Origin of the sequence: Roseicyclus salinarum (genome assembly GCF_029624655.1) — a bacterium.
Taxonomy (GTDB): domain Bacteria; phylum Pseudomonadota; class Alphaproteobacteria; order Rhodobacterales; family Rhodobacteraceae; genus Roseibacterium; species Roseibacterium salinarum.
Genome location: NZ_JARRSA010000031.1, coordinates 14,020 through 36,088, shown reverse-complemented (window position 1 = coordinate 36,088; position 22,069 = coordinate 14,020). Strand labels below are relative to the sequence as shown.

The following is a 22,069-nucleotide window of genomic DNA, read 5'->3' as shown; positions in this document are numbered from 1 at the left end:
CGGCGCTCATTCGACGCGCAGGAGGCGACGCACCCGCGCGAGGGCGGCCTCGCGCGCTTCCGGCAGGTCGCGCGCCCGCTCCAGAGCCGCGCGCGCCGCGCGCTTTCCCAGCTCCGAGAGGGTCGAGGCCTCGATCGCCGCGAGCGCCGCGTCATGGTCGAAACCCTCGACGCCGAAGACACCGAGCGCGTCCTGCGCGACCTCGGGGGCGTCCATTCGCTCCGGGGCTTCCGCGGGGTCGGCGGACGTTCGCGGTGGGGTCACGCCCTCGCCGGTCGTCGGCCCCCCAGGACCGGCTTCGGTGGCCTGCGCGGCAGCCGTGCTCTCGGGGGTCCCGGCACCGACGGCCGGAGCTGCGCCGGGGGGCTCCGTCGCGCCTGTGTCCTGCGGCACCCCGGCGCCTCCTGCATCTGGACCAGCGGCCGCGTCCGCGGCCTCGGTCGGGTCGCCCACCTCGGTGGCCCCCGTCCCGCCGGCCCCCGTCCTGCCGCCCTCCGCCTCCGATCGCAAGGCCGCGCCGCCGCCTTCGCCCGCAGGCCCGCCCGGCGCAGCGACGGCGAGGAAATACCCGCCGAGCGCCAGCGACGCGAGGATCACGGCCACGATGAGCGAACGAGTCATTCCGGCATCCGCCTCCCTTCCGGCAGGTCCAGCGCTACACGAAGCCGCGCGACCGGGGCAACGCCTTGCGTGCGGGGGCGGCGTTTCCTTTCCTGACGCCACCAAATCGCCTTGAAAGACAGGGGTGTTGAAGATACCTTGCGCGCTCAGATCCCAGGCTACAGAAGGACGAACCCCATAGCCCGCAGACCTCACAACGCGCCGCCGACCCGCGACACCGGCCCACGCGTGAACGACCGCATCCGCGCCCCGGAGATCCGGCTGATCGGACCGGAGGGCGAGAACCTCGGTGTCGTGCATCCCGCCAAGGCGATGGATCTCGCCGTCGAGGCAGGCCTCGATCTCGTCGAGATCTCGCCGAACGCCGAACCGCCGGTGTGCAAGATCATGGACTTCGGCAAGTTCAAGTACGAGACGCAGAAACGCGAGGCCGAGGCGCGCAAGAAGCAGAAGACGATCGAGGTCAAGGAGGTCAAGTTCCGCCCGAACACCGACGTCCACGACTACGAGGTCAAGATGCGCAACGTCACCCGCTTCCTCGAAGCCGGCGACAAGGTGAAGGTCACCCTGCGCTTCCGCGGCCGCGAGATGGCGCACCAGAACCTCGGCCGCGAGCTTCTGGAGCGTGTGGCGAGCGACGTCGAGGGTCTCGGCAAGGTCGAGAACATGCCCAAGATGGAAGGCCGTCAGATGGTCATGATGATCGGCCCTGCCCGGTAGACCACGAAAGCCATTGCCCGACGAACCGAGGCGCGCCCTGGCGGCGCGCCTTTTTTCGTGCCGGGAGGCGCGTCGCGCCGATGGGTTCGGCGTGGGGTTCGGCGTGCCGGTGCCCCCCGCATCCCGCGACCGGCACGGTGCTGTCCGCGTGCCGCACCGGCGCGGCCCTTCTCCCGCGGGGCCAGCCTCGGGCCAAGATCGTCCCCGCGCGTCCCCGCTCCGCCCTGCAAGGTCGTGGCGGCGCGCGTGCTCCCGGACCTGCAGGGCCTCCTGCGCGCCGCATCGACCTCGGCTCAGGACAGGATATCGCCAGTGGACGCAGAGAAGGCCGATCGAGCGCTCGCCGCCGCCGCAGCGAAACTGGCCACATCCGTGGCGTCGGACAACCGTATCCGCTGCGGGGCGGCGGGCCGCGCCTGAACGCGCCCCGCCCGCCCCGCGCCAGCCCTCAGCTCGCCGCGGCGACCGCCCGGCCGGTCATCACCTTCACGAGGTGCGCGCGGTACGCGCCCGACCCGTGGAGGTCGGAGATCATGTCGCCGGACGGCGGCGCCACGTCCGCAAGCGCGTCCGCCGAGAAGGACCCGTTCAGCGCCTCCTCGGCTTCCGTCCAGCGGAACACGCCATCCGAGGACGCGCCCGTCACGGCCACGCGCACCCCATCCGCGAACTTCGCGACGAAGACGCCCACCAGCGCGAAGCGCGAGGCCGGCTGGATGAACTTCTGGTAGCTCGCCTTTTCCGGCACCGGGAAACGCACCTCGGTTATGATCTCGCCCTCCTCGAGCGCGGTCGTGAACATGCCGTCGAAGAAGTCGTCTGCCGCGATGTCGCGCGTGTTGGTCCTGACGGTCGCGCCGGATCCAAGGACGGCGGCCGGATAGCACGCCGAGGGGTCGTTGTTGGCCAGCGATCCGCCGATCGTGCCGCGGTTGCGCACCGCGGGGTCGCCGATGCGGCCGGCCATCGAGGCGAGCGCGGGGTAATGCGCCGCCGCCTCCGCCGCAACCCGCGCATGGGACGTGCCGCCGCCGATGCAGACCTCGCCCGCGTCGGACAGGCACACGCCCTTCATCTCGGGGATGCCCGTCAGGCTCACCAGCGTCTCGGGCGCGGCGAGGCGCTGCTTCATCGTCGGCAGAAGCGTCTGCCCGCCGCCAAGCGCCTGCGCGCCCTCGTGGCCGAGCGCTGCCACCGCCTCGGCGATCGTTGAGGGTTTGGAAAACTCGAAGTCGTACATGGTCTCTGTCTCCTCGAAGGGACCTCGCCCTTCATCTTTCCCGAAATACGCGATCCCGGCGCCGGCCTCCAGCGGCGGCGCCGGGTCGGCGCGGTTCATCCCTGCATCGCGGCCCAGACGCGCGACGGCGTCAGCGGCATGTCGATATGCGCGACATGGGTCATGCCGCCCCTGTGCAGGGCGTCGATGACCGCGTTGACCACCGCCGGCGGCGAGCCGATGGCCCCGGCCTCGCCGCAGCCCTTCACGCCCAGCGGGTTGTGCGTGCAGGGCGTCGCGCAGGAATGGTCCACATCCACGAAGGGCAGGTCCGCCGCTCGCGGCATCGTGTAGTCCATGTAGGACGCCGTCAGAAGCTGGCCGTTCTCGTCGTAGACCGTGTGCTCGATCAAGGCCTGTCCGATGCCCTGCGCGACCCCGCCATGAACCTGGCCTTCCACGACCATCGGGTTCATCACGTTGCCGAAGTCGTCGGCGCAGGTGAAGGACATGACCTCCACGCGCCCCGTCTCGGGATCGACCTCCACCTCGCAGAGATAGGCCCCGGCGGGATAGGTGAAGTTGTTGGGATCGTAGAACGCCGTCTCCTCCAGTCCCGGCTCGAGCGTCTCGAGCGGGTAGTTGTGCGGGACGTAAGCCGAGAAGGCGATCTCGCCGAAGGTCTTGGCCCGGTCGGTCCCGGCCACCGCGAAGCTGCCGTTCTCGAAGGCGATGTCTCCTTCCGAAGCTTCCAGCATGTGCGCGGCGATCTTCTTGCCCTTCTCGATGATCTTGTCGAGCGCGCGGTCCATCGCCGAGCCGCAGACGGCCAGCGACCGCGACCCGTAGGAGCCCATGCCGAAGGGGATCTTCGAGGTGTCGCCATGCACGATCTCGACGCTGTCCTCGGGGATGCCAAGCTTCTCGGCCACCACCTGCGCGAACACCGTCTCGTGGCCCTGCCCGTGGGAATGCGCCCCCGTCATCACCTGGATCGTGCCGGTCGCGCTGACCCGGACGGTGGCCGCGTCATAGAGGCCCACGCGCGATCCCAGCTGCCCCACGAGGTGCGACGGCGCAATCCCGCAGGCCTCTATCCATGTCGACAGGCCCATGCCCCTCAGCTTGCCGCGCGCCGCGCTCTCGGCCACCCGCGCCTCGAAGCCCGAGACGTCCGCCATCTCCAGCGCGCGGTCCAGCGTCGCCTGGTAGTTGCCGGTGTCGTAGACCAGCCCCACCGGCGTGGTGTAGGGAAACTGGTCGGGCGTCAGCAGGTTCCTGCGCCGCACCTCCACGGGGTCGAGACCCAGCTCGCGCGCCATCTTGTCCACGGCCCGCTCGATCGAATAGGTGGCCTCCGGCCGCCCGGCGCCGCGGTAGGCGTCGACCGGAGCGGTATTGGTGAAGACCGCCTTCAGGTTCACGTAGACATGCGGCACCTTGTAGGGACCGGCCATCAGCGTGCCGTGCAGGAAGGTCGGCGTCGCCGTCGAGAAGTTCGACAGGTAGGCGCCGACATTGGCCAGCGTGCTGGTGCGGATGGCGAGGATCTCGCCCTCCTTCGTCGCCCCGATCTCGATCGTGGTGACGTGGTCGCGGCCATGCGCGTCGCTGAGGAAACTCTCGGTCCGCTCCGCCGTCCAGCGCACCGGGCGGCCCAGCTTGCGCGCCGCCGCGAGCACCAGCGCCTCCTCGCCGTAGTGGTAGATCTTCGAGCCGAAGCCCCCGCCCACGTCGGGCGCCACCACCGTCAGCTTGTGCTCGGGGATGCCAAGAACGAAGGCGCAGACCAGCAGCTTGGTCAGGTGCGGGTTCTGGCTCGTCGTGGTCAGCTTGTAGTCGCCCGTTCCGGGGTTGTACTCGCCGATCGAGGCGCGCGGCTCCAGAGCGTTCGGGACAAGGCGGTTGTTCACCAGCTCCAGCGTCGTGACGTGCGGCGCGTCCTTCAGCGCCTGGTCCACGGCGTCGCGGTTGTCCTCGATCCAGCCCCAGTCGAAGCAGACGTTGTCGGGGATCTCGTCATGCACCCGGTTGTCCGCGTCCGCGACCGCCGCCGCCATGTCGACGACGGCCGCAAGCTCCTCGATCTCGGTGCCGGCCGCGACCGCCTCCGCGGCGTCCCTCGCCTGCGCGTAGGTCTCGGCGACCACCGCGGCATAGGCGTCGCCGACGTGGCGCACCTTGCCATGGGCGAGCACCGGGCGCTTGGGCTCGCGCATCGGTTCGCCGTCGCGCGAATGGATGAGCCAGCCGGCGGGGTTGCCGCCCACCTCGGCGAAGTCCTCTCCGGTGAACACCGCCTGCACGCCCGGCATCGAAAGCGCCTTGGACGTGTCGATCGACACGATCTTCCCGTGCGCGACCGTCGAGCGGACCATGACGGCATGAAGCTGCCCCTGCATCGCCATGTCGTCGGTGTACTGGCCGCGTCCCGTCAGGAAACGCACGTCCTCGCGGCGCTTGGATCTCGCGCCTATTCCATGATCCTTGGGCATGGACTTCCTCCCTGTGATATCGCCCCCAGGCCCGCCACCATAGGGGGCCACCGGGGTTCATGGGGCCTCCCCGCCCCCTTCATCTTTCCGAAAATACGCGTCTCCCGGCCGGAAGCCGGGCAATCCGCCTATTCGGCCGCGACCGCGGAGACGTCCTGCCCCGAAGCCGCCATCACCGCCTTGACGATGTTGTGGTAGCCCGTGCAGCGGCAGATGTTGCCCTCGAGGTATTCGCGGATCTCGGCCTCGTTGGGCCGCGGGTTCTCCTTCAGGAGCGCGGTCGCCGACATCACCATGCCCGGCGTGCAGAAGCCGCATTGCAGGCCGTGATGGTCCTGAAATGCCTGCTGCACGGCCGAAAGCGTGCCGTCGGGGGCGGCCACGCCCTCGATCGTGACGATCTCCGCCCCGGCGGCGTCGAGCGCCAGCACAGTGCAGGCCTTCACCGGCTCGCCGTCCATGTGCACCACGCAGGCGCCGCACTGGCTGGTGTCGCAGCCGACATGCGTGCCCGTGAGCCGCAGGCCCTGCCGCAGAAATTCCGAAAGGAGGGTCCGCCCCTCCACATCGCCGGAGACGGGTTTCCCGTTCACCGACATCGCTACCTCGGTCATACAATGCCTCCCTTGGTCATCACCGGGATCATGCACCCTTCGCCGGACCCCGAAAAGGGGTTTTCGCCCCCTCGCGTGGAAGTGTTCCGCAATGGGCCTTCTCCTCGGTCGCATGCGCCCGCAGCCGGCGGGCGCCGGCCGCGGATCAGGTCGCGGGACCGCTCTCAGATCTCCTCGGCGAGGAATTCCAGAAGGCCTGCGAAACTGTCGATGGCCGCCGCCTCGACGTAGTCGTCGGAGCCCGGCACCGTGAAGGAATGCCGCGCGCCGCCGTAGATGCGCGCGTCGTGCGGGATGCCGGCTTCGACCAGCTCGTCCATCACCGCCGCCAGATCGGCAATGCCCGACACCGGGTCCGCGGAGCCGTGGAAGAACATGACCGGCGCGCCCGTCGCCATCGACCAGTCCTGTCCCTCGGGCGTGGGCAGGCCGCCGTGGAAGCTGACGAACCCGTCGAGCGCGGCGCCCGCGCGCGCCGCCTCCAGCACCGCCGCGCCGCCGAAGCAGTAGCCGATCATCACCATGTTGCCGGTCGCGCCGGGAATGTCCGCGGCGGCCGCGATCGAGCCCATCAGCCGTTCGCGGAACAGCGCGCGGTCGGCATAGAGCTCGCCCGACAGGGCGCGGTACTCCTCGAAGCCCTGCGGGTCGGTGTCGGCGCCGTAGACGTCGATGGCGAAGGCCGTGTAGCCCGCCTCGGCCAGCATCCGCGCGCGGCTTTCCTCGTACTCGGTCATGCCGTCCCAGTCGTGCACGATCAGGACGGTGCCCATCGGCTCGCGCGCGGTGTCGGTGGCGACGTAGCCTTCGAACTCGGTGCCGTTCACGGTGTAGGTGACGTATTGCCCGGTCACCTCCGCCACGAGGGGCAGCGGCGCGATGGCGACGGCGAGGGCCGTGGCGGCGATCAGGGATCTGGCGTGCATGGGGATCTCCGTTTCCTGTTCAGGGGGGCCATGCACCACGACATAGGGCGGCGCGGAGTGCGTCAAGCCGCCGCGCCCTCAGCGCCGCGGCCCGTCGCGCGGCTGGGGCCGCGTCGGAATTTCCTTCAGAAGGCCGCCCACGCCCATCGCCGCGATGTCCGTCGAGGTCACCGGCACGCCGCAGGCCACCCGCTCCAGCACCCAGTCCGCCCCGTTGAGCGCGGGCGAACGCGCGCATCCCGGCAGGCCGATGACCGGGCGCGCGCCGATCTCGCCCAGAAACAGCAGGTTGCCCGGATCGACCGGCATCCCGAAGCGGATCAGCCGCCCCCCCGCCCGCACGAGGCCCGAGGGCGCCACGTCCCCGGCATCGGACGTGGCCGAACCCGTCAGGATGAGCGACAGCCCCGCCGTCGCCCGACCCAGCGCCGCCGCGACCGCGCCCGCCTCGTGTTCGACCGTCTCCACGCCCGCAAGCGCCATCCCCAGCGCCTCGAGCCGGCCCGCCACGGCCGCGATCCCCTTCTCGTCGCGCCGCGCGGGCGCGCCGGACACCCGGGTCACGATCAGGTCCGCGTCGCGCAGCACGGGCGGCAGGCGACGGAGCGCGCCCGCGCCGGCGCGGCAGGCCGCGTCGAGATGCGCCGCGGCCACGGCGTAGGAGATGATCTTGACCGTGCCGACCATCGTGCCGTCGGCGACGCGCTGCCATGGCGGCACCGTCGCCAGCGTGATCATCGGATCGACCGCGTTGAGGCGGTGGATCGCCTCCGCGTCGAGCGCGACGATGCCGGGACCGGTGGCGCGGATGTTGACCCGCCCGGTGAAGGCCGCGTCGAGCTGCAGCCCCGCCGCCGCCGGGTCCCCCACCAGCGCTTCGGCCAGACGCCGGGCGGCCGCGTTCTCGTCCACGTCGCCCGGATCGAGGGTCGCGACAGTGACCTCGGCGATGCCCGCCTCGGCGAGCGCCAGCAGATCCTCGCGCCGCAGGACGCGCCCCTTGCCGAGCCTGCCGCCCGGAAGCTGCAGCGAATAGGCGAGAAGCCCGCCCTCGGCCTTCGCCACGGGGACCGGCCCGAACTTCATGGCCGCCTGAGGCGCTGCGTGATCTCGGCCATGATCGATACCGCGATTTCGCCCGGTCCCCGCGCGCCGATGTCGAGGCCGACGGGCGCGTGGATGCGGGCGATCTCGTCGTCGGCGAAGCCTGCCTCGCCGAGGCGCGCCACGCGTTTGGCGTGGGTCCGTGTCGAGCCCAGGCAGCCGAGGTAGAACGCCTCCGAGCGCAGCGCGCGCCCGATCGCGGGATCGTCGAGCTTGGGGTCGTGGGTGAGCGTCACGACGGCGGTGCGCGCGTCGATGCCGAGCGCGTCGAGCGCATCGTCCGGCCAGTCCTCGACCACGCGCTCGCCCGGAAAGCGGGTGTCCTGGGCGAAGGCGGGGCGCGGATCGACGAGGGTGACGTCGTAGCCGGTCATCCGCGCCATCGGCAGAAGCGCCTGCGCGATATGCACCGCGCCCACGACGATCATCCGCAGCGGCGGGTTGTGGACGTGCACGAAGGTCGCGCCGTCCTCCTCCATGCCGGAGCGGTCGGCGCGGAAGCGCGCGTCCCAGGCCTCGCGCGGGTCGAGGCGGCGCGCGCCCGTCGCGGTGTCCACGACATAGGCGACCGGCCGCCGCTCGGCGCGCGCCGACACCAGGTCCTGCAAGAGGCCCTCGGGCAGCGCGCGGCCCACAGGCTCCAGCCAGACGCGGATGCGCCCGCCGCAGGCGAGGCCGACGGCGAAGGCCTCGTCGTCGGAGACGCCGAATTCCAGCATCTTCGCCGCGCCGCTGCCGACGGCGTCCATCGCCTCGACCACCACCGCGCCTTCCACGCAGCCGCCCGAGACCGAGCCCGCCATCTCGCCCTCGCCCGAGATCGCGAGCTGGCTGCCGACGGGACGCGGCGCGGAGCCCCATGTCTCCACCACGGTGGCGAGGACCGCGCCCTTGCCCGCGCGGTGCCACTCCAGCGCCCGTTCGGGCATGTTCTCGAGGTCAGGTGCCATCATGTGCCTCCCGGTCCGACACTACGCCCGGCATTCGCACAGGCAACTCCGATTCTCGTCGCGCCCTGCAGGCCGGGCGCGCGGGGCGTATTTGGAGAAAGATGAAGGGACACGCGGCGTCATGCACCGGAGAGCTGGCGCATCAGGCGGGTCTTCTCGCCGGTGTCGCCGGGCCGGCTTATCGCGTCGGCGAGGCCCGCGAGCGCGGCGATGTTGTGGCCGGCGCGAAACGAATCGACATGGGGCAGCATGGCGCGGATGCCGGCCGCGCGCGGCGCGAAGCCGTCCCAGCGCAGGAGCGGGTTCACCCAGACGAGGCGGCGGCAGGAGAGCTGCAGGCGCTCCATCGCCGCCTCGAGGCGGTCGGGCTCGTCGCGGTCGAGGCCGTCGGTGATGAGTAGCACGATCGCCCCCTGCCCCAGCACCCGCCGACCCCAGTCGCGGTTGAAGGTCTCAAGGCAGGCGCCGATCCGGGTGCCGCCCTCCCAGTCCTGCGCCTCGGCGCCGGCGGCCGCGAGCGCCGCGTCCACGTCGCGGCGGTCGAGGTGGCGGGTGATGTTGGTCAGCCTCGTGCCGAAGGTGAAGGCGTGCACCTTCGACCAGCCCCCGTCGCGGCGGTTGGCGACGGCGTGCAGGAAGTGCAGGACGGCGCGGGAATAGGACGACATCGAGCCCGAGATGTCGCAGAGCGCGACGAGCGCGGGCCAGCGGGGGCGCGGGCTTTTCATCTCGAAGCCCGTGATCTCGCCGCCCTGCCGCAGCGAGCGGCGCAGGGTGCGCGGCCAGTCGGGCGCGCGCCCCGAGCGCGCGGCCATCGCGCGGCGGCTGGGGATCGGGCGGAGATCGAGCGACATGCGCGCCAGCACGCGCCGCGCCTCGGCCATCTCCTGAAGGGTCATCTGCTCGAAATCGAGGGTCTTGAGGCGTTCCTCCCGGCTCATGGTGAGGCTCGCGTCGATCTCGATCTCGGCGCTTTCGCCGCCGGGGTCGGGCATGTCCGGCAGGTCGGGCGCCCGCCCGTCGAGCAGCGCCTCGGCCGCGCGCCGCTCGGCGGCCTGCGCGAGACGCTCCTCGGAGACGCCCTGCATGGAGGGCAGCAGGAGCGACATCATGTGTTCGAGATACCGCGGATCGCGCCAGTAGAGGCGGAAGATCTGCGCAAAGACCGGCCGGTGTTCGGGCCGCGAGGTGAAGCAGGCGCGCAGCGCGTAGAAGAAGTCGCGCCGGTCGGTGAAGCCCGCCGCCTCCACGGCGCGGATCGCGTCGGCGACGCGGCCGGGCCCGGCGGGCAGGCCCGCCTTGCGCAGCGCGCGGGCAAAATGCACGACGTTGCGCACGAGCCGGGGATTGTCCGGCAGATCCAGGGGGGCAAGCTCGGTCATCGGACCGAACCTAGGCGCGCCGGCCCCGCTTGGCCAGCGCGCCCGGCGCGTTTCAGTAGCTCAGTTCCGTCACGAGGAGCTGGGCGGGATTGTTCGACGATCTGTAGTAGCTGCCGGTCCAGATGTCGTACTGGCCCTGCATCGGGTTGGTGAAGGTGATGGCCGAGTTCGTGCCCCGGTAGTCGTCGTTGAAGTGCCAGGTGCCGTCGGGGGCGTTCACGAGCAGGATCGTGTCGACGTTCGAGCGCGCCTCGAGGGCGATGGTCAGCTGCCCGGTCGGCGACGTGCCGGTGTACTGGAAGCGGAAGTCGGGGCGCGAGATGACGAAGCCGGGCCAGCTGAAGCCGCAGCCCTGCAGGCTGACGGTGCCGCCGGCCGTCACGTTGCGCACCCAGGGGTCGGGCATGAAGTTCGCGGGCACGTTCGCGCTCCCGAACACCGTTGGATTGTTGTAGCTGGGACAGGCCGTTGCGGCCGCGGCCGACAGCGACAGGGACATGGCCGCAAGGCCTGCGCCCGCGAGGAGGCGACGTGCGATCTTCATCTTGGGGAAAACTCCGGGTCCGTTGCGTTCAGGCGCGGAGGTTACCCGACGATATGGCGAAAATGGCATCGGATTTCGGCGCCGAGCGGGTCTTTTGCGGCGCAATCGGGGCTCAGGCGGTCTCGGCGGCCACCTCGTCGAGAAGCCGCCTGGCCGCGGAGCCCTGAAGCTTCTGGATGTCGTCCTGGTATTTCAGGATCGCGCCCAGCGTGTCGGCGATGACCTCGGGCGACAGCTCGATCACGTCGAGCGCGAGCAGGCACTTCGCCCAGTCGATGGTCTCGGCGACGCCGGGGCGCTTGAAGAGGTCCTCGGAGCGCAGGCGCTGGACGAAGGCCACGACCTGGCGCGAGAGGGCCTCGGAGGCCTCGGGCACTCGGGATTGCAGGATCGCCATCTCGCGGTCGATGTCGGGGTAGTCGACCCAGTGGTAGAGGCAGCGGCGCTTGAGAGCGTCATGGACCTCGCGGGTGCGGTTCGAGGTCACGACGACGATGGGGGGCTCGGGCGCGCGGATGGTGCCGATCTCGGGGATCGTCACCTGGAAGTCGGACAGCGCCTCGAGCAGGAAGGCCTCGAAGGGCTCGTCGGTGCGGTCGAGCTCGTCGATCAGCAGCACGGGCGCGCCGGCGGGATCGGGGCGCATCGCCTGCAGGAGCGGACGCTCGATCAGGTAGTCTGGGCCGAAGAGTTCCCGGCGCAGCAGGTCCTTGTCGGCGCCGCCCTCGGCCTCGGCGGAACGGATCGCCACCATCTGCGCGGCGAAGTTCCACTCGTAGACCGCCGACGAGGCGTCCAGCCCCTCGTAGCACTGCAGCCGGATGAGCCGCCGGCCGAGACCGGCGGCGAGCGCCTTGGCGATCTCGGTCTTGCCGGTGCCAGCCTCGCCCTCGAGGAACAGGGGACGGCCGAGGCGCAGCGCGAGGAAGGTCACGGTCGCAAGCGAGCGTCCGCAGACATAGCCTTGATCGCCAAGGATTTTCTGCACCTCGTCTATGCTCGATGGCGTCATGGAGCCTCCGCTTGGGGTTGGCGCACATGAAGGCCGCGCGGGCGCATCCGGTCAACCCCCCGCGGGGCTTGCGGCGATGGCGTGGCACGGCGGTCTTTTAAAAGCCCCAACCCGTCCACAGCTTTGCAACAGTCGCGTTTCAGGAGTATCCAGTGAAGCCGCGGTCCCGCAGCCGCCGTTTGCCGAAGGATGACGATGCACATGCATGACAAGGCCTCCTCCTCGTGGAAGAGCGGGCTTGGCCGCGACACCTGGATGCGCCGCATCGCGCAGATCGGGGCGGAACACGGATTGTACGACAGGATCGGGAAGCGCCATCTCGGTCTCTACGTCGAGGAGGGCGAGACGCTGCTCGTGGCCTTCGACCGGGCCGACCGCGTCTGGTCCGAGGCGCCCGACGGCCTGCCCGCGGGCTTCGAGATGGTGCGCCGCCGGTCGTGGTCGCTTCTGTCCATCATGGCGGTCGGCGAGACCTGGTTCCGCGACCCCGCGCTGGAGCGGTTCTTCAGCGTGCTCACCGCGGGCGGCATCCTGAGGCGGTATTCCAGCGTCGTGTTCTACGGCGTCGGACCGGAATGCGGCTTCGCGGCCTGCGTGCATTCGGCGACGATGCCCGGCGCACGGGTGCTCGCGGCCAGCCCCGTCGCGACGCTGAACCACGCGGACGTCCCCTTCGAGCGGCGGTTCCGCGCCGCGCGCAGGCTGGATTTCACAGGACCCTCCGGGAACGCGCCGCTCGCCCTTCGAAGCGCCTCGGACGCGCTCGTGCTCTATGATCCGGCCGAAACGGCGGACGCGGCTCAGGCCGCGCTCTTCAACGGCGCGAACACGACGCGGGTGGGCCTGCCCCATGCGGGGCGCGACTTCGAGGCGATCCTGCACGGCGAGGAGGCGGCGGTGCCGCTCCTGCGCATGTTGAGCCGCGGCAGGTGCGATCCCGCCCGCGTGCGCGCCGCGCTCAAGGGTCCGTGCCGCGAGGCTCCGGGCACGATGATCCGCAGGGCGCGGGCCGCGATGGTTCAGGGCCATTCCGGGCGCGCGGCCCTGATCGCGCGGCACGGCTACGCGGCCAGCGGGGACCGGCGCCTCGGCGCGCTTCTCACCGAGATCGAGGCGCGCCGGAAAGAGGACCTTTCGGAGACGGAAACCGCCTGAGGACGCGCGCTCAGAGGCCGCCCGCCTCGCGCACGAAGGCCACGACCTCGTCGATGCCCTCGCCGTGGCGCAGGCTCGCCATCACGAAGGGCCGGCCTGCGCGCGCCGCCGCCGCGTCCGAGGCGAGCCGCTCGCGGTCGACGCCGACATGGGGGGCGAGGTCGACCTTGTTGACGATCAGCAGGTCCGAGCGCGTCACCCCCGGCCCCTTCTTGCGCGGTATGTCCTGGCCCGCGGCGGTGTCGATGACATAGAGCGTCAGGTCCGCGAGCTCGGGCGAGAAGGTCGCGGCAAGATTGTCGCCGCCCGATTCGATGAAGATCACGTCGAGGTCGGGAATGCGCGCGCGGAACTCGGCAACGGCGGCGAGATTGATCGAGGCGTCCTCGCGGATCGCGGTATGCGGGCAGCCGCCCGTCTCGACGCCCCGGATGCGCTCGGCCGGAAGCGCCTGAACGCGCAGCAGGTATTCGGCGTCCTCGGCGGTGTAGATGTCGTTGGTGATGACCGCGACGGAGTACCGGTCCGACATCGCGCGGCACAGCCTTTCGGTCAGCGTGGTCTTGCCCGCGCCGACAGGTCCGCCGATGCCCACGCGCAAAGGTCCGTTCTCGCTTGCCATGCCAATCGTGTCTCCTGTCTGGCGCCCGTCACGTCCGGAACAGGCGCACCTCCTGCGTCTCGTGTTCCATCGCCGCGAGGTCCGCGCCGAAGGCCGCGCCGCCCAGCGCCTCCTCCACCGCGTCGGGCGACACCCGCGCGGCGTCGGACGCCACCCGCTCGATGACGGGGGCGAGCGCGGCCAGCACCCTCTGCCCCTCGGCCTGCCCCAGCGGCACGAAGCGAACCGCGACCGAGACCAGCGCGCCGGCGAAGGCGTGCAGGAACAGCGCGGCTACCGTTTCGGGCGGAAGCGACAGGCCCCGCGCCGCCTCGGCCACGGCGAGCGGATAGGGCCTGTCCGGCCCGCCCGCCCCCATCGCGCGCAGCGTGGCGGCGAAGGCCGCGCCCTGCGCGCGCGTCTCCTCCCAGCGCTCGGCCGAGCCCGCGAGCGCCCGGGCGACATCCGACAGCGCGTCGAGGTCCGCGTCCGGCGCCATCGCGGCGGCCAGAAGGATCGCGTCCGTCCGCCCGCTGCCCGCCTGGAGGACCGTGGCGATCCAGCCCTCCGCCGTCGCCCCGTCGCAGACGCGGCCCGCCGCGATCGCGGCCTCCAGCCCGTGCGAATAGGCATAGGCCGAGACTGGGAAGGAGGGCGACAGCCATTGCGTCAGCCTAAGAAGGTCGGACGGTGCGGACGTCATGGATGCGAATGGGAGTGGCCGTGCCCGTGGTCATGCCCGTGCCCGTGGTCATGGCCGTGGGTGCGTCCGTGGCCGTAGGCGCCGCCTTCGGGCGTGAAGGGTCCCTCGACCGTCTCGACGCCCGCGCCGAGGCCGCGAAGCATACCGGCCAGCACATGGTCGTCGCGGATCAGCAGGTGATCCGGCGCGACCTCGCAAGGCGTGTGGCGGTTGCCGATGTGCCACGCCAGTCGCGCCAGGTCGCCCGTCACCTTCAGAAGCGGCTCGGGCGCTGCGGCGATCTCGATCAGGGTGCCGTCCACGGCCTCGAGCGCGTCACCCGCATCCAGCGAGACCGTCTCGGACAGGTCGACCAGCACCGCGCGGCCGGATTGCGCAACAAGGCGCTTGCGCCGCAGGAACCGGCCCTCGTAGTCGAGAACCAGCCTCTCGGACGGCTGTCCCGTCCAGTGGCCCGCACGGCGCACGCGGCCGGCGCGAAGGTCATCCGCCATGATCTCTCTCCGAAGGTCGCGGCAAGGCCCCGGCTCCACGATGGACCGAAGCTCGGACAACACGATAGGGGCGATGGCCGCGCGCGCAATCCCCCTTCTGCCGCGATGCGGCATCGTGAGGGCGGCGGCAGCCGCGCCGAGGCGCATGCGCCGCGAGGCGGGAGATGTCAGGACCGGCGGCGGAGGGCCGCAAGCCCCGCCAGCGCCAGCGGGAGCAGCGCCGCGGCCGGCGGCAGGGGAACGTTCGGCAGGCCCTCCACGCTCCAGGAGAGGATCGTGTATTCGTCCACGCGATCCTGCTCGCCGCAGAAGCCCGGAGGCGGGTTGCTCGGAGCGCAGGAGTAGTCATACCAGTCTCCGTCGATCACGCGATACGTCGACCCGTAGAATTCGTAAGACGATTCGATGGGGCCGAAATATCCCGAAAACGCGCCTGTATCCCAGTCCACCCTGATGTCCACATACGCGTCCCGGAGGCCGCCATCCAGAAGCCCGTCGACGATCCGCCCGTAGGGCTCGTCTGCGATCAGCGTGACGTGAAGCGTCCGGATCCTCCCGGCATCGGCGGTGAAACCGGGCCAGTCCATCGGATAACATGCCGAGCCGTAACTGCATGTCCCGCTGATGTCGTAGATATCGTCCTCGGTCTCGAGGTCGGGGATCAGAAGGCTACGGTAATAGTAGCCCTCGTAGCGAATTTGCAGCTCGTATTCGAGGGTGAGCGCTTCCGCGCCACCGCACCCGAGAATCGCGGCGGCGGCAAGGAATGCAGGCGGCCGAACAGCCCTGACTGGAGACTTCGAAAACCGTCCCACCACGACGTCCTCCCCGGATTGCGCGCGGTCTGCGCGTCGGCGACCTGGGCAGAACGCGCGCCGCGCAAGACGGTTCCGGGGCGTGGGCGATAGGTCGCGTGGGCGATAGGTCGCGGGGTCGGCGCCCCCGTAACCGGGACGACGCCGTCGAGGTGGAAAGGACGCGCCGTGACAGGCGCTCGGCCGACAGGGGCTCCCCGGTGCACCCCGGGGGCAGGCCTCAATACATGAAATACCGCTGCGCCAGAGGCAGCTCGCGCGCGGGCTCGCAGGTCAGCAGCTCGCCGTCGGCCCGCACTTCGTAGGTCTCGGGGTGCACGTCCACCTTGGGCGTCGCGGAGTTGTGGATCATGTCGGCCTTGCGCACCTTGCGGATGCCCTCGACCGCGACCGTGTCCTTCGCGAGGCCCAGCGCATCGCGGATGCCCGACGCCTGCGCCGCGCCGCTCACGAAGGTCACGGCGGACCGCTCGACCGAGCGGCCGAAGGCGCCGAACATGGGCCGCGACCAGACCGGCTGCGGCGTCGGGATCGAGGCGTTGGGGTCGCCCATCTGGGCGCAGACGATCGTGCCACCGATCAGCACCATCTCGGGCTTCACGCCGAAGAACGCGCGGTTCCACAGCACCAGATCGGCGCGCTTGCCGACCTCGATCGAGCCGATGTGGCGCGACAGCCCGTGCACGATGGCGGGGTTGATCGTGTACTTGGCGACGTAGCGCTTCACGCGCGCGTTGTCGTTGTCGCCCGTCTCCTCCGGCAGGCGCCCGCGCTGCTTCTTCATCTTGTCCGCCGTCTGCCACGTGCGGATGATGACCTCGCCCACGCGGCCCATGGCCTGGCTGTCGGAGGCCATCACGGAAAACGCGCCCATGTCGTGCAGGATGTCCTCGGCGGCGATGGTTTCCTTGCGGATGCGGCTTTCGGCGAAGGCCACGTCCTCGGGGATCGAGCGGTCGAGGTGGTGGCACACCATCAGCATGTCGAGATGCTCTTCCAGCGTGTTGACGGTGTAGGGCATCGTGGGGTTGGTGGAGGACGGCAGGATGTTCTGGAACCCCACCACCTTCATGATGTCGGGGGCGTGCCCGCCGCCCGCGCCTTCGGTGTGGAAGGCGTGGATCGTGCGGTCGCCGATGGCCGCAAGCGTGTTCTCGACGAAGCCGCTTTCGTTCAGGGTGTCGGTGTGGATCATCACCTGGATGTCCATGTCGTCGGCGACCGAGAGACAGCAGTCGATGGCGGCGGGCGTCGTCCCCCAGTCCTCGTGAAGCTTCAGCGCGCAGGCGCCGGCCTCGATCTGCTCGACCAGGGCCGCGGGCCGCGAGGCGTTGCCCTTGCCCGCGAAGGCGAGGTTCATCGGGAAGGCGTCGGCCGCCTGAAGCATCCGCGCGATGTGCCACGGCCCCGGCGTGCAGGTCGTGGCGAGCGTGCCGTGCGCGGGGCCCGTGCCCCCGCCCAGCATCGTCGTCAGCCCCGAATGCAGCGCGTCCTCGATCTGCTGGGGGCAGATGAAGTGGATATGCGCGTCGAATCCCCCCGCCGTCAGGATGCGCCCTTCGCCCGCGATGGCCTCCGTGCCGGGGCCGATGATGATGTCCACGCCCGGCTGCGTGTCGGGGTTGCCGGCCTTGCCGATGCCCGCGATCCGCCCGTACTTCAGGCCCACGTCCGCCTTGTAGATGCCGCTGTGATCCACGATCAGCGCGTTGGTGATGACGGTATCCACCGCCCCCTCGGCGCGCGTCAGCTGCGACTGGCCCATGCCGTCGCGGATCACCTTGCCGCCGCCGAACTTGACCTCCTCGCCGTAGACCTGCGCGTTGGGCCCGTCCCCGCCCGTCAGCGCGCGCCCGACCGCCTCGGCCGTCAGGTCGCGCTCGACCTCGATGATCAGGTCGGTGTCGGCCAGCCGCACGCGGTCGCCCGTGGTGGGGCCATACATGTCGGCATAGGTCGAGCGGGGGATGCGGGTGGGCATGACGTGTGTTCCTCGGCGGGTGAATTGCCTGTCGCCGGCAAGCCTAGGACGCCGCCGTGTTGATCTCCAAGACAAAAGGCGCGCCGGACCCCGGCGGCGCGTCACTTGCCGAAGCATTGTGCACAAGCCGGGCGCCCCGGCGCTCTCGCGGCGCCCCACGTGGCGCCCCGATCGACGCACGACCTCTGCTATCATCGGCCCGGGCGCGGCTCGTGCGCTGAGTCGCGCCCCACAAGGGAGGAAGACATCATGAAAGCGTGCATTCAGGCGGCGGCGGCCGTCTGCCTCGTGGCGACGGCCGCCTCGGCAGAGCCGAGCGTCGAGCGCGGCGAATACCTTGTCCGGGGCATCGCGGGATGCGGCAACTGCCACACCCCGATGGGACCGCAGGGCCCGGTGATGGAGCAGGAGCTTGCGGGCCGTGTCGTCGAGGACATCGAACCGTTCCGCGCCGTCGCGCCCAACATCACGCCCGCCGGCCGCATAGCCGACTGGTCGGACGCCGAGTTCGTCCGCGCCATCCGCGAGGGCATCCGCCCCGACGGCTCGCTGATCGGGCCGCCAATGCCCTTCGCGATGTATCGCGGCCTGTCGGACGACGACGCGATGTCGATGGTCATGTTCCTGCGAACGGTGGCCCCGGTCGAGAACGACCCCGGCACGTCCGAGTACCGCATTCCCCTGCCGCCCGCCTACGGCCCCCCGATCGAGAGCGTCTCGGCGCCCACGCCCGGCGTGACGGCCGAATACGGCGCCTACCTCGCCGGGCCGGTCGCGCATTGCATGGAATGCCACACGCCGATGGGACCGCAGGGGCCGATGCTCGACACCGACCTCGGCCGCGGCGGGTTCGAGTTCCGCGGGCCGTGGGGCGTTTCCGTGGCGTCGAACCTGACCAGCCACGAGGACGGCCTGGCGGGGTATACCGACACCGAGATCGCGGCGATGATCACCCAAGGGATGCGCCCCGACGGCACGCCGATGATGCCGCCGATGCCCTACGGCCATTTCGCCGGGATCAGCGCCGACGACCTGTCCGCGATCATCGCCTACCTGCGCACCCTGCCCGCCCTGCCCGACGTGGGGTGACGGGAGCGCCATTGCGACGGAGCAAGGCGCGGGGGCGGCCTGCCGCCGCCCCCGCGCCATACCGCGCCCGCACGCGCAGACCCCAAAGGCCGGGCCGCACCGGCTCCGCCGTGGTTGCCCGGCACACGGGCACCGCCCGCGCGGCGGCCTCATGCCGTCCGCAAGGGGCCATGTTCAGGCGGCCGCGCCGGGGGGCCCGCTCAGGCCTCGAACGCCTTGTCGACCTCCACGCCCAGCGCGGTGACAAGCCCGTTCGTCTGCATCGCCATGCCGATCACCGCCACGAGTTCGGCGTGCATGTCGGGCGTCATGCCCTTGCCCTTCGCCGCAGCGGTGTGACTGTGGATGCAGTAGCGGCAGCCGTTGGCGGTGGAGACTGCGACGTAGATCATCTCCTTGACCAGCGGATCCAGCGCGCCGGGCGCCATCACCACCTTCAGCCTGTCCCACAAGGCCCTGAGCGTCGCCGGGTCATGCGCCATCGCGCGCCAGAAGTCGTTGACGTGGTCCGTGCCGCGAAGGGCACGGATCTCGCCGAAGACCTCCGCCGCCGCGGGCGAAAGCTCGGCATCCGACAGAAGCGGGACCGTGGCCATCAGACCAGCGCCATGATCCGCGCGGGTCCGCCCGTGCCGCCGCGCACCTTGGGCGCGCCGACCATGAGCGTGGCCCCCGAGGCTGGCATCATGTCGAGACCGGCCAGCGCCTCGATCCCGTAGCGGCCCGCCGGCAGCCACGCGTAGTGCGTCGCGAAATCGGGCGACGGCCCGTGGTCCAGCGACAGCGTGTCGACCGCCATCGCGACGGCGTTCGTGCGCTCCAGCAGCATCTGCGTGGCCTCGATGTGGAAGCCGGGAAAGTGCAGCCCGCCGGCATCGTCCGCCCCGCGGAACGCCGAAGACCCCGCCTTCGCCGCCCAGCCCGAATTCATCGCGACGCAGGCGCCGTCGGGGATGTCGCCATTGGCCGAGATCCACGCCATCAGGTCGTCGGGCGTGACCTGCGCGTCGGCGTTTCCGGCCGCCTTCTCGCGGATGTCGATGACGCAAAGCGGACAGGCGAGGCTCTCCACCGGGATCTCCGCGACCGAGGCGCCGTCGGCCGAGAAATGCAGCGGCGCGTCGATATGCGTGCCGGTGTGCTCGTTCAGCGTCAGGACATAGAGGTTGTAGCCGTCCGAGCCGATGTCGAACTGCTTGTCGTAGGCGATGCCGGGCGCGCCCCCGAAGGTCGGAAACTCCTCGGACAGCTCGTGCGTCATGTCATGGACCGTCCGCGGCGCCTGCGCGAAGACCGGCTGCGCCGCGCCCAGGCCCATCGCCCCCGCGCCCGCGGCGGCCGCCGCGCTGCCCCTGAAGAAGTCGCGGCGCGACAGCATCCGCTCCTTCACGCTTTCCATCACGCAAACGTCGCACATCGGCTGGTTCCTCCTGTTCGTGGTTGCCGTCCTTGCAGGACGCGGGCCACGCCCCCGCCCTTCTTTCCCTGCCGCGCCGCCCGAACCCGGCTCAGGCGGGCCAGTTCCTGCGCCCGCGCCCCTCGAGCCGCGCGCGATTGTCCCGCACCCGGCGCGTCAGCGGGTCCACGGCCGCGGAGATCACCTCCGGCGCGCCCTGCCCGCGCATCGCGGCCTCCGCCGCCCGCCCCAGCGCCTCGGCGAAGGCCTCGGGCTTTTCGCGGAACGCACGCCAGCCCTCGTCGAAGGGCGTGTTCCACGCCCCGGCCGCACCCAGCCCGCGCAGCCACAGAACCGCATGCACCTCGACGCCGAGGCGCGCCATCTGCGCGCCCGCCCGCCAGGCGTCGAAGGGCGTGATCCCCTTCAAAGCCGGCCCATGACCCGGGCGTTGAAGCCCCAGACCTCGCGCCCGCCGCCATAGGGAACCAGCGTCACCTCGCGCGTCTGCCCGGGCTCGAACCGGACCGCGGTTCCCGCGGCGATGTCGAGCCTGTGGCCCTGCGCGGCCGCGCGGTCGAAGTCCAGAGCAGCGTTCGTCTCGGCGAAATGGTAGTGGCTGCCCACCTGCACCGGCCGGTCACCCGTGTTCGAGACCGTCAGCACCAGCGGCGCGCGCCCAGCGTTCAGCTCGATGTCGCCATCTGCCGTGATGATTTCACCGGGGATCATCGCGTTCCGCCTCCGCCTTGCACCGCCGAGAGGATGCGTTTTCCGAAAATGCCCAGAAGCGCCCCGAGAAGCAGCGCGAAGGACGAGCCGCCGCCGCTGAGAAGCGCCGCGGCCAGCAGCAGGATCACCAGCGTGAGCAGGTCCATCTCGGCCTGCTCCACCGGGATCTTCGACAGCGCCACGTTCTCCATGGCCTGCCGGACGTAGGGCTCGGCCAGGGGCGTCAGCGCACCTGCCGCAAGCCCGAGCAGAAAGGTGAATATCATCGCGCCTTCCTCCCTTCAGCGGATCGGATGGTGGACGGTCACAAGCTTCGTGCCGTCGGGAAAGGTCGCCTCCACCTGCACGTCGTGGATCATCTCGGGGATCCCGTCCATGCACTGGTCCGCGGTGACGACATGGGCGCCCGCCTCCATCAGCTCGGCGACCGAGCGCCCGTCGCGCGCGCCCTCCACCACGAAGTCGGTGATCAGGGCGATCGCTTCGGGATGGTTCAGCTTCACGCCGCGCAACAGGCGGCCCCTCGCCACCATGGCGGCGAGGCTGATCAGAAGCTTGTCCTTTTCGCGGGGAGTGAGGTTCATGCTTGGTCTTCCATGCTTGTCAAATCTGCCAGACGCGCGGCAAGGGGGTCCCCGTCAGCGCCGCCACGGCCCGCGCCACCGCGCGGCGCAGAGGCCAGGCGTCGCGGGCCATGAACCGGACGGTCAGCCGCCCGTCCCACGCCGAGGCCGCCGCGCGGACCTCGTCGCCGCCGGGCAGCGCGGCCCGGATCGCCCCGAGCCTGTCGCCCGCGTCCCCCGACAGAAGCGACAGCGACGCCACCGCCACCGCCCGGTCGAGGCCCGCCGCCCCGGCCCGCGCAAGATCCGCGTCGTCGAGGAACGCGCCCTCGATCAGAACGGGCCGCCCGGCGCGCGTCACGCGCCTGCGGTCGCGCAGGCGCAGACGGGCCAGCGTTTCGCCCATCGCGGCGCGCCCGAGGACCAGCGTCTCGAGCATCACGAACCTCGCGTCGGACGCCATGTCCACCTCCAGCGTGCGTTCCAGCGACGCCCCCTCGAACAGGATCAGCTCCTGCGGCAGCCAGTGCAGCGTCGCGCCCGGCCCCAGGCTGAGCCGCGTTCGGACCCGCGCGCTCCCGCCCGCGCTGCGATAGGCGCGCTCGGCGGTCTGCGTCGTGGCCACGGCGGTGCCGCCGCGAAGCTCGACGGCGTAATCCAGCCAGTCGCCCCCCGTCAGCCCGCCCGCGGTGTTCAGAAAGACGACCTCGGGCGCGCGCCCGTGCATCTTCGGCAGCATCGCCTTGGCCGAGCCGGACTGCGCAAGGCCGCTGAGCCGCCCGCCCTCCCCGAAGGTAACGGCGGCGCGGCCCTTCACGCGCTGATGGCGCGGATCGCTGGCGGCGAGATCGAACATCCTGCGACCGAGCCTAGAGCCGCCGTCGCCGCGCTGGCAAGCGTGCTCGCACGCGCATCGCGCGATGGCGGCGCCGATGCCCAAGTTTCGGGCACCG

25 protein-coding genes are annotated in these 22,069 nt (G+C 70.9%); 3 read left to right on the top strand and 22 right to left on the bottom strand.

The window, feature by feature from the left end:
• Nucleotides 1-6 precede the first annotated feature (6 nt).
• Complete coding sequence (locus P6F26_RS16500; RefSeq protein ID WP_278029803.1) at nt 7-621, bottom strand: hypothetical protein; 615 nt, start codon at nt 619-621, stop codon at nt 7-9.
• Between the two features lie 228 nt (nt 622-849).
• Here P6F26_RS16500 and infC point away from each other — a divergent pair, with 228 nt between their 5' ends.
• Complete coding sequence (gene infC, locus P6F26_RS16495) at nt 850-1,341, top strand: translation initiation factor IF-3 (protein WP_278029802.1); 492 nt, start codon at nt 850-852, stop codon at nt 1,339-1,341.
• A gap of 448 nt (nt 1,342-1,789) precedes the next feature.
• Here the strand turns inward: infC and P6F26_RS16490 are convergent, their stop codons facing one another.
• From P6F26_RS16490 to P6F26_RS16450, 9 genes are all read right to left on the bottom strand, one after another.
• On the bottom strand, nt 1,790-2,581 hold the full coding sequence (locus P6F26_RS16490) for an FAD binding domain-containing protein (protein ID WP_278029801.1): 792 nt from the start codon (nt 2,579-2,581) through the stop codon (nt 1,790-1,792).
• Nucleotides 2,582-2,676: 95 nt separating this feature from the next.
• On the bottom strand, nt 2,677-5,055 hold the full coding sequence (locus tag P6F26_RS16485; RefSeq protein ID WP_278029800.1) for a xanthine dehydrogenase family protein molybdopterin-binding subunit: 2,379 nt from the start codon (nt 5,053-5,055) through the stop codon (nt 2,677-2,679).
• A 128-nt stretch (nt 5,056-5,183) separates the two neighbouring features.
• Nucleotides 5,184-5,669 (bottom strand): (2Fe-2S)-binding protein, encoded by a 486-nt coding sequence (locus tag P6F26_RS16480; RefSeq protein ID WP_278029799.1) that lies wholly within the window; start codon nt 5,667-5,669, stop codon nt 5,184-5,186.
• Between the two features lie 164 nt (nt 5,670-5,833).
• Nucleotides 5,834-6,595 carry a dienelactone hydrolase family protein gene (locus tag P6F26_RS16475; protein ID WP_278029798.1) on the bottom strand — a complete coding sequence of 254 codons (762 nt, stop codon included), beginning with the start codon at nt 6,593-6,595 and terminating at the stop codon, nt 5,834-5,836.
• Between the two features lie 78 nt (nt 6,596-6,673).
• Nucleotides 6,674-7,681, bottom strand: coding sequence for a molybdopterin-binding protein (locus P6F26_RS16470; protein WP_278029797.1), 1,008 nt, complete (start codon nt 7,679-7,681; stop codon nt 6,674-6,676).
• Entirely contained in the window at nt 7,678-8,652 is a 975-nt protein-coding gene (locus tag P6F26_RS16465) for an XdhC family protein (RefSeq protein WP_278029796.1), read from the bottom strand. The genes P6F26_RS16470 and P6F26_RS16465 overlap by 4 nt, the downstream gene beginning before the upstream one ends.
• 116 nt (nt 8,653-8,768) lie before the next feature.
• Nucleotides 8,769-10,031, bottom strand: a complete 1,263-nt coding sequence (locus P6F26_RS16460) for a vWA domain-containing protein (RefSeq protein ID WP_278029795.1) — start codon at nt 10,029-10,031, stop codon at nt 8,769-8,771.
• A 52-nt stretch (nt 10,032-10,083) separates the two neighbouring features.
• Nucleotides 10,084-10,575, bottom strand: a complete 492-nt coding sequence (locus tag P6F26_RS16455; RefSeq protein ID WP_278029794.1) for a peptidase S1 — start codon at nt 10,573-10,575, stop codon at nt 10,084-10,086.
• 112 nt (nt 10,576-10,687) lie between these two features.
• Entirely contained in the window at nt 10,688-11,587 is a 900-nt protein-coding gene (locus P6F26_RS16450) for an AAA family ATPase (protein WP_278029793.1), read from the bottom strand.
• Nucleotides 11,588-11,788: 201 nt separating this feature from the next.
• On the opposite strand from P6F26_RS16450, the gene P6F26_RS16445 reads away from it, so the two are divergent.
• The gene (locus P6F26_RS16445; protein ID WP_278029792.1) at nt 11,789-12,742 is read left to right on the top strand and encodes a phosphoadenosine phosphosulfate reductase; all 954 of its coding nucleotides are present in this window, start codon (nt 11,789-11,791) and stop codon (nt 12,740-12,742) included.
• 10 nt (nt 12,743-12,752) lie between these two features.
• On the opposite strand, the gene ureG is transcribed toward P6F26_RS16445, so the two are convergent.
• The 5 genes from ureG to ureC form a co-directional block, all read right to left on the bottom strand.
• The gene (ureG, locus tag P6F26_RS16440) at nt 12,753-13,364 is read right to left on the bottom strand and encodes an urease accessory protein UreG (protein WP_278029791.1); all 612 of its coding nucleotides are present in this window, start codon (nt 13,362-13,364) and stop codon (nt 12,753-12,755) included.
• 28 nt (nt 13,365-13,392) lie between these two features.
• Nucleotides 13,393-14,046 (bottom strand): urease accessory protein UreF, encoded by a 654-nt coding sequence (locus P6F26_RS16435; RefSeq protein ID WP_278029790.1) that lies wholly within the window; start codon nt 14,044-14,046, stop codon nt 13,393-13,395.
• A complete protein-coding gene (ureE, locus tag P6F26_RS16430; protein ID WP_278029789.1) occupies nt 14,043-14,540 on the bottom strand; it encodes an urease accessory protein UreE in 498 nt (165 codons plus the stop codon). Before ureE ends, P6F26_RS16435 begins: the two co-directional genes overlap by 4 nt.
• Nucleotides 14,541-14,707: 167 nt before the next feature.
• Complete coding sequence (locus P6F26_RS16425; RefSeq protein WP_278029788.1) at nt 14,708-15,358, bottom strand: hypothetical protein; 651 nt, start codon at nt 15,356-15,358, stop codon at nt 14,708-14,710.
• 217 nt (nt 15,359-15,575) lie between these two features.
• A complete protein-coding gene (gene ureC / locus P6F26_RS16420) occupies nt 15,576-17,336 on the bottom strand; it encodes an urease subunit alpha (protein WP_278029787.1) in 1,761 nt (586 codons plus the stop codon).
• A gap of 249 nt (nt 17,337-17,585) precedes the next feature.
• Here ureC and P6F26_RS16415 point away from each other — a divergent pair, with 249 nt between their 5' ends.
• Nucleotides 17,586-18,425 (top strand): c-type cytochrome, encoded by an 840-nt coding sequence (locus tag P6F26_RS16415; RefSeq protein WP_278029786.1) that lies wholly within the window; start codon nt 17,586-17,588, stop codon nt 18,423-18,425.
• 200 nt (nt 18,426-18,625) lie between these two features.
• On the opposite strand, the gene P6F26_RS16410 is transcribed toward P6F26_RS16415, so the two are convergent.
• From P6F26_RS16410 to P6F26_RS16380, 7 genes are all read right to left on the bottom strand, one after another.
• Nucleotides 18,626-19,021 carry a carboxymuconolactone decarboxylase family protein gene (locus P6F26_RS16410; RefSeq protein ID WP_278029785.1) on the bottom strand — a complete coding sequence of 132 codons (396 nt, stop codon included), beginning with the start codon at nt 19,019-19,021 and terminating at the stop codon, nt 18,626-18,628.
• Entirely contained in the window at nt 19,021-19,842 is an 822-nt protein-coding gene (locus P6F26_RS16405; RefSeq protein WP_278029784.1) for a cyclase family protein, read from the bottom strand. Before P6F26_RS16405 ends, P6F26_RS16410 begins: the two co-directional genes overlap by 1 nt.
• Nucleotides 19,843-19,933: 91 nt before the next feature.
• Nucleotides 19,934-20,251 (bottom strand): hypothetical protein, encoded by a 318-nt coding sequence (locus tag P6F26_RS16400; protein ID WP_278029783.1) that lies wholly within the window; start codon nt 20,249-20,251, stop codon nt 19,934-19,936.
• A complete protein-coding gene (locus P6F26_RS16395) occupies nt 20,248-20,553 on the bottom strand; it encodes an urease subunit beta (RefSeq protein ID WP_278029782.1) in 306 nt (101 codons plus the stop codon). Before P6F26_RS16395 ends, P6F26_RS16400 begins: the two co-directional genes overlap by 4 nt.
• Entirely contained in the window at nt 20,550-20,819 is a 270-nt protein-coding gene (locus tag P6F26_RS16390; protein ID WP_278029780.1) for a hypothetical protein, read from the bottom strand. Before P6F26_RS16390 ends, P6F26_RS16395 begins: the two co-directional genes overlap by 4 nt.
• A 15-nt stretch (nt 20,820-20,834) precedes the next feature.
• On the bottom strand, nt 20,835-21,137 hold the full coding sequence (locus tag P6F26_RS16385; protein WP_278029779.1) for an urease subunit gamma: 303 nt from the start codon (nt 21,135-21,137) through the stop codon (nt 20,835-20,837).
• A gap of 19 nt (nt 21,138-21,156) precedes the next feature.
• Nucleotides 21,157-21,972: an urease accessory protein UreD gene (locus P6F26_RS16380; protein ID WP_278029778.1), complete on the bottom strand. Its 816-nt coding sequence runs from the start codon at nt 21,970-21,972 to the stop codon at nt 21,157-21,159.
• Nucleotides 21,973-22,069: the final 97 nt, after the last annotated feature.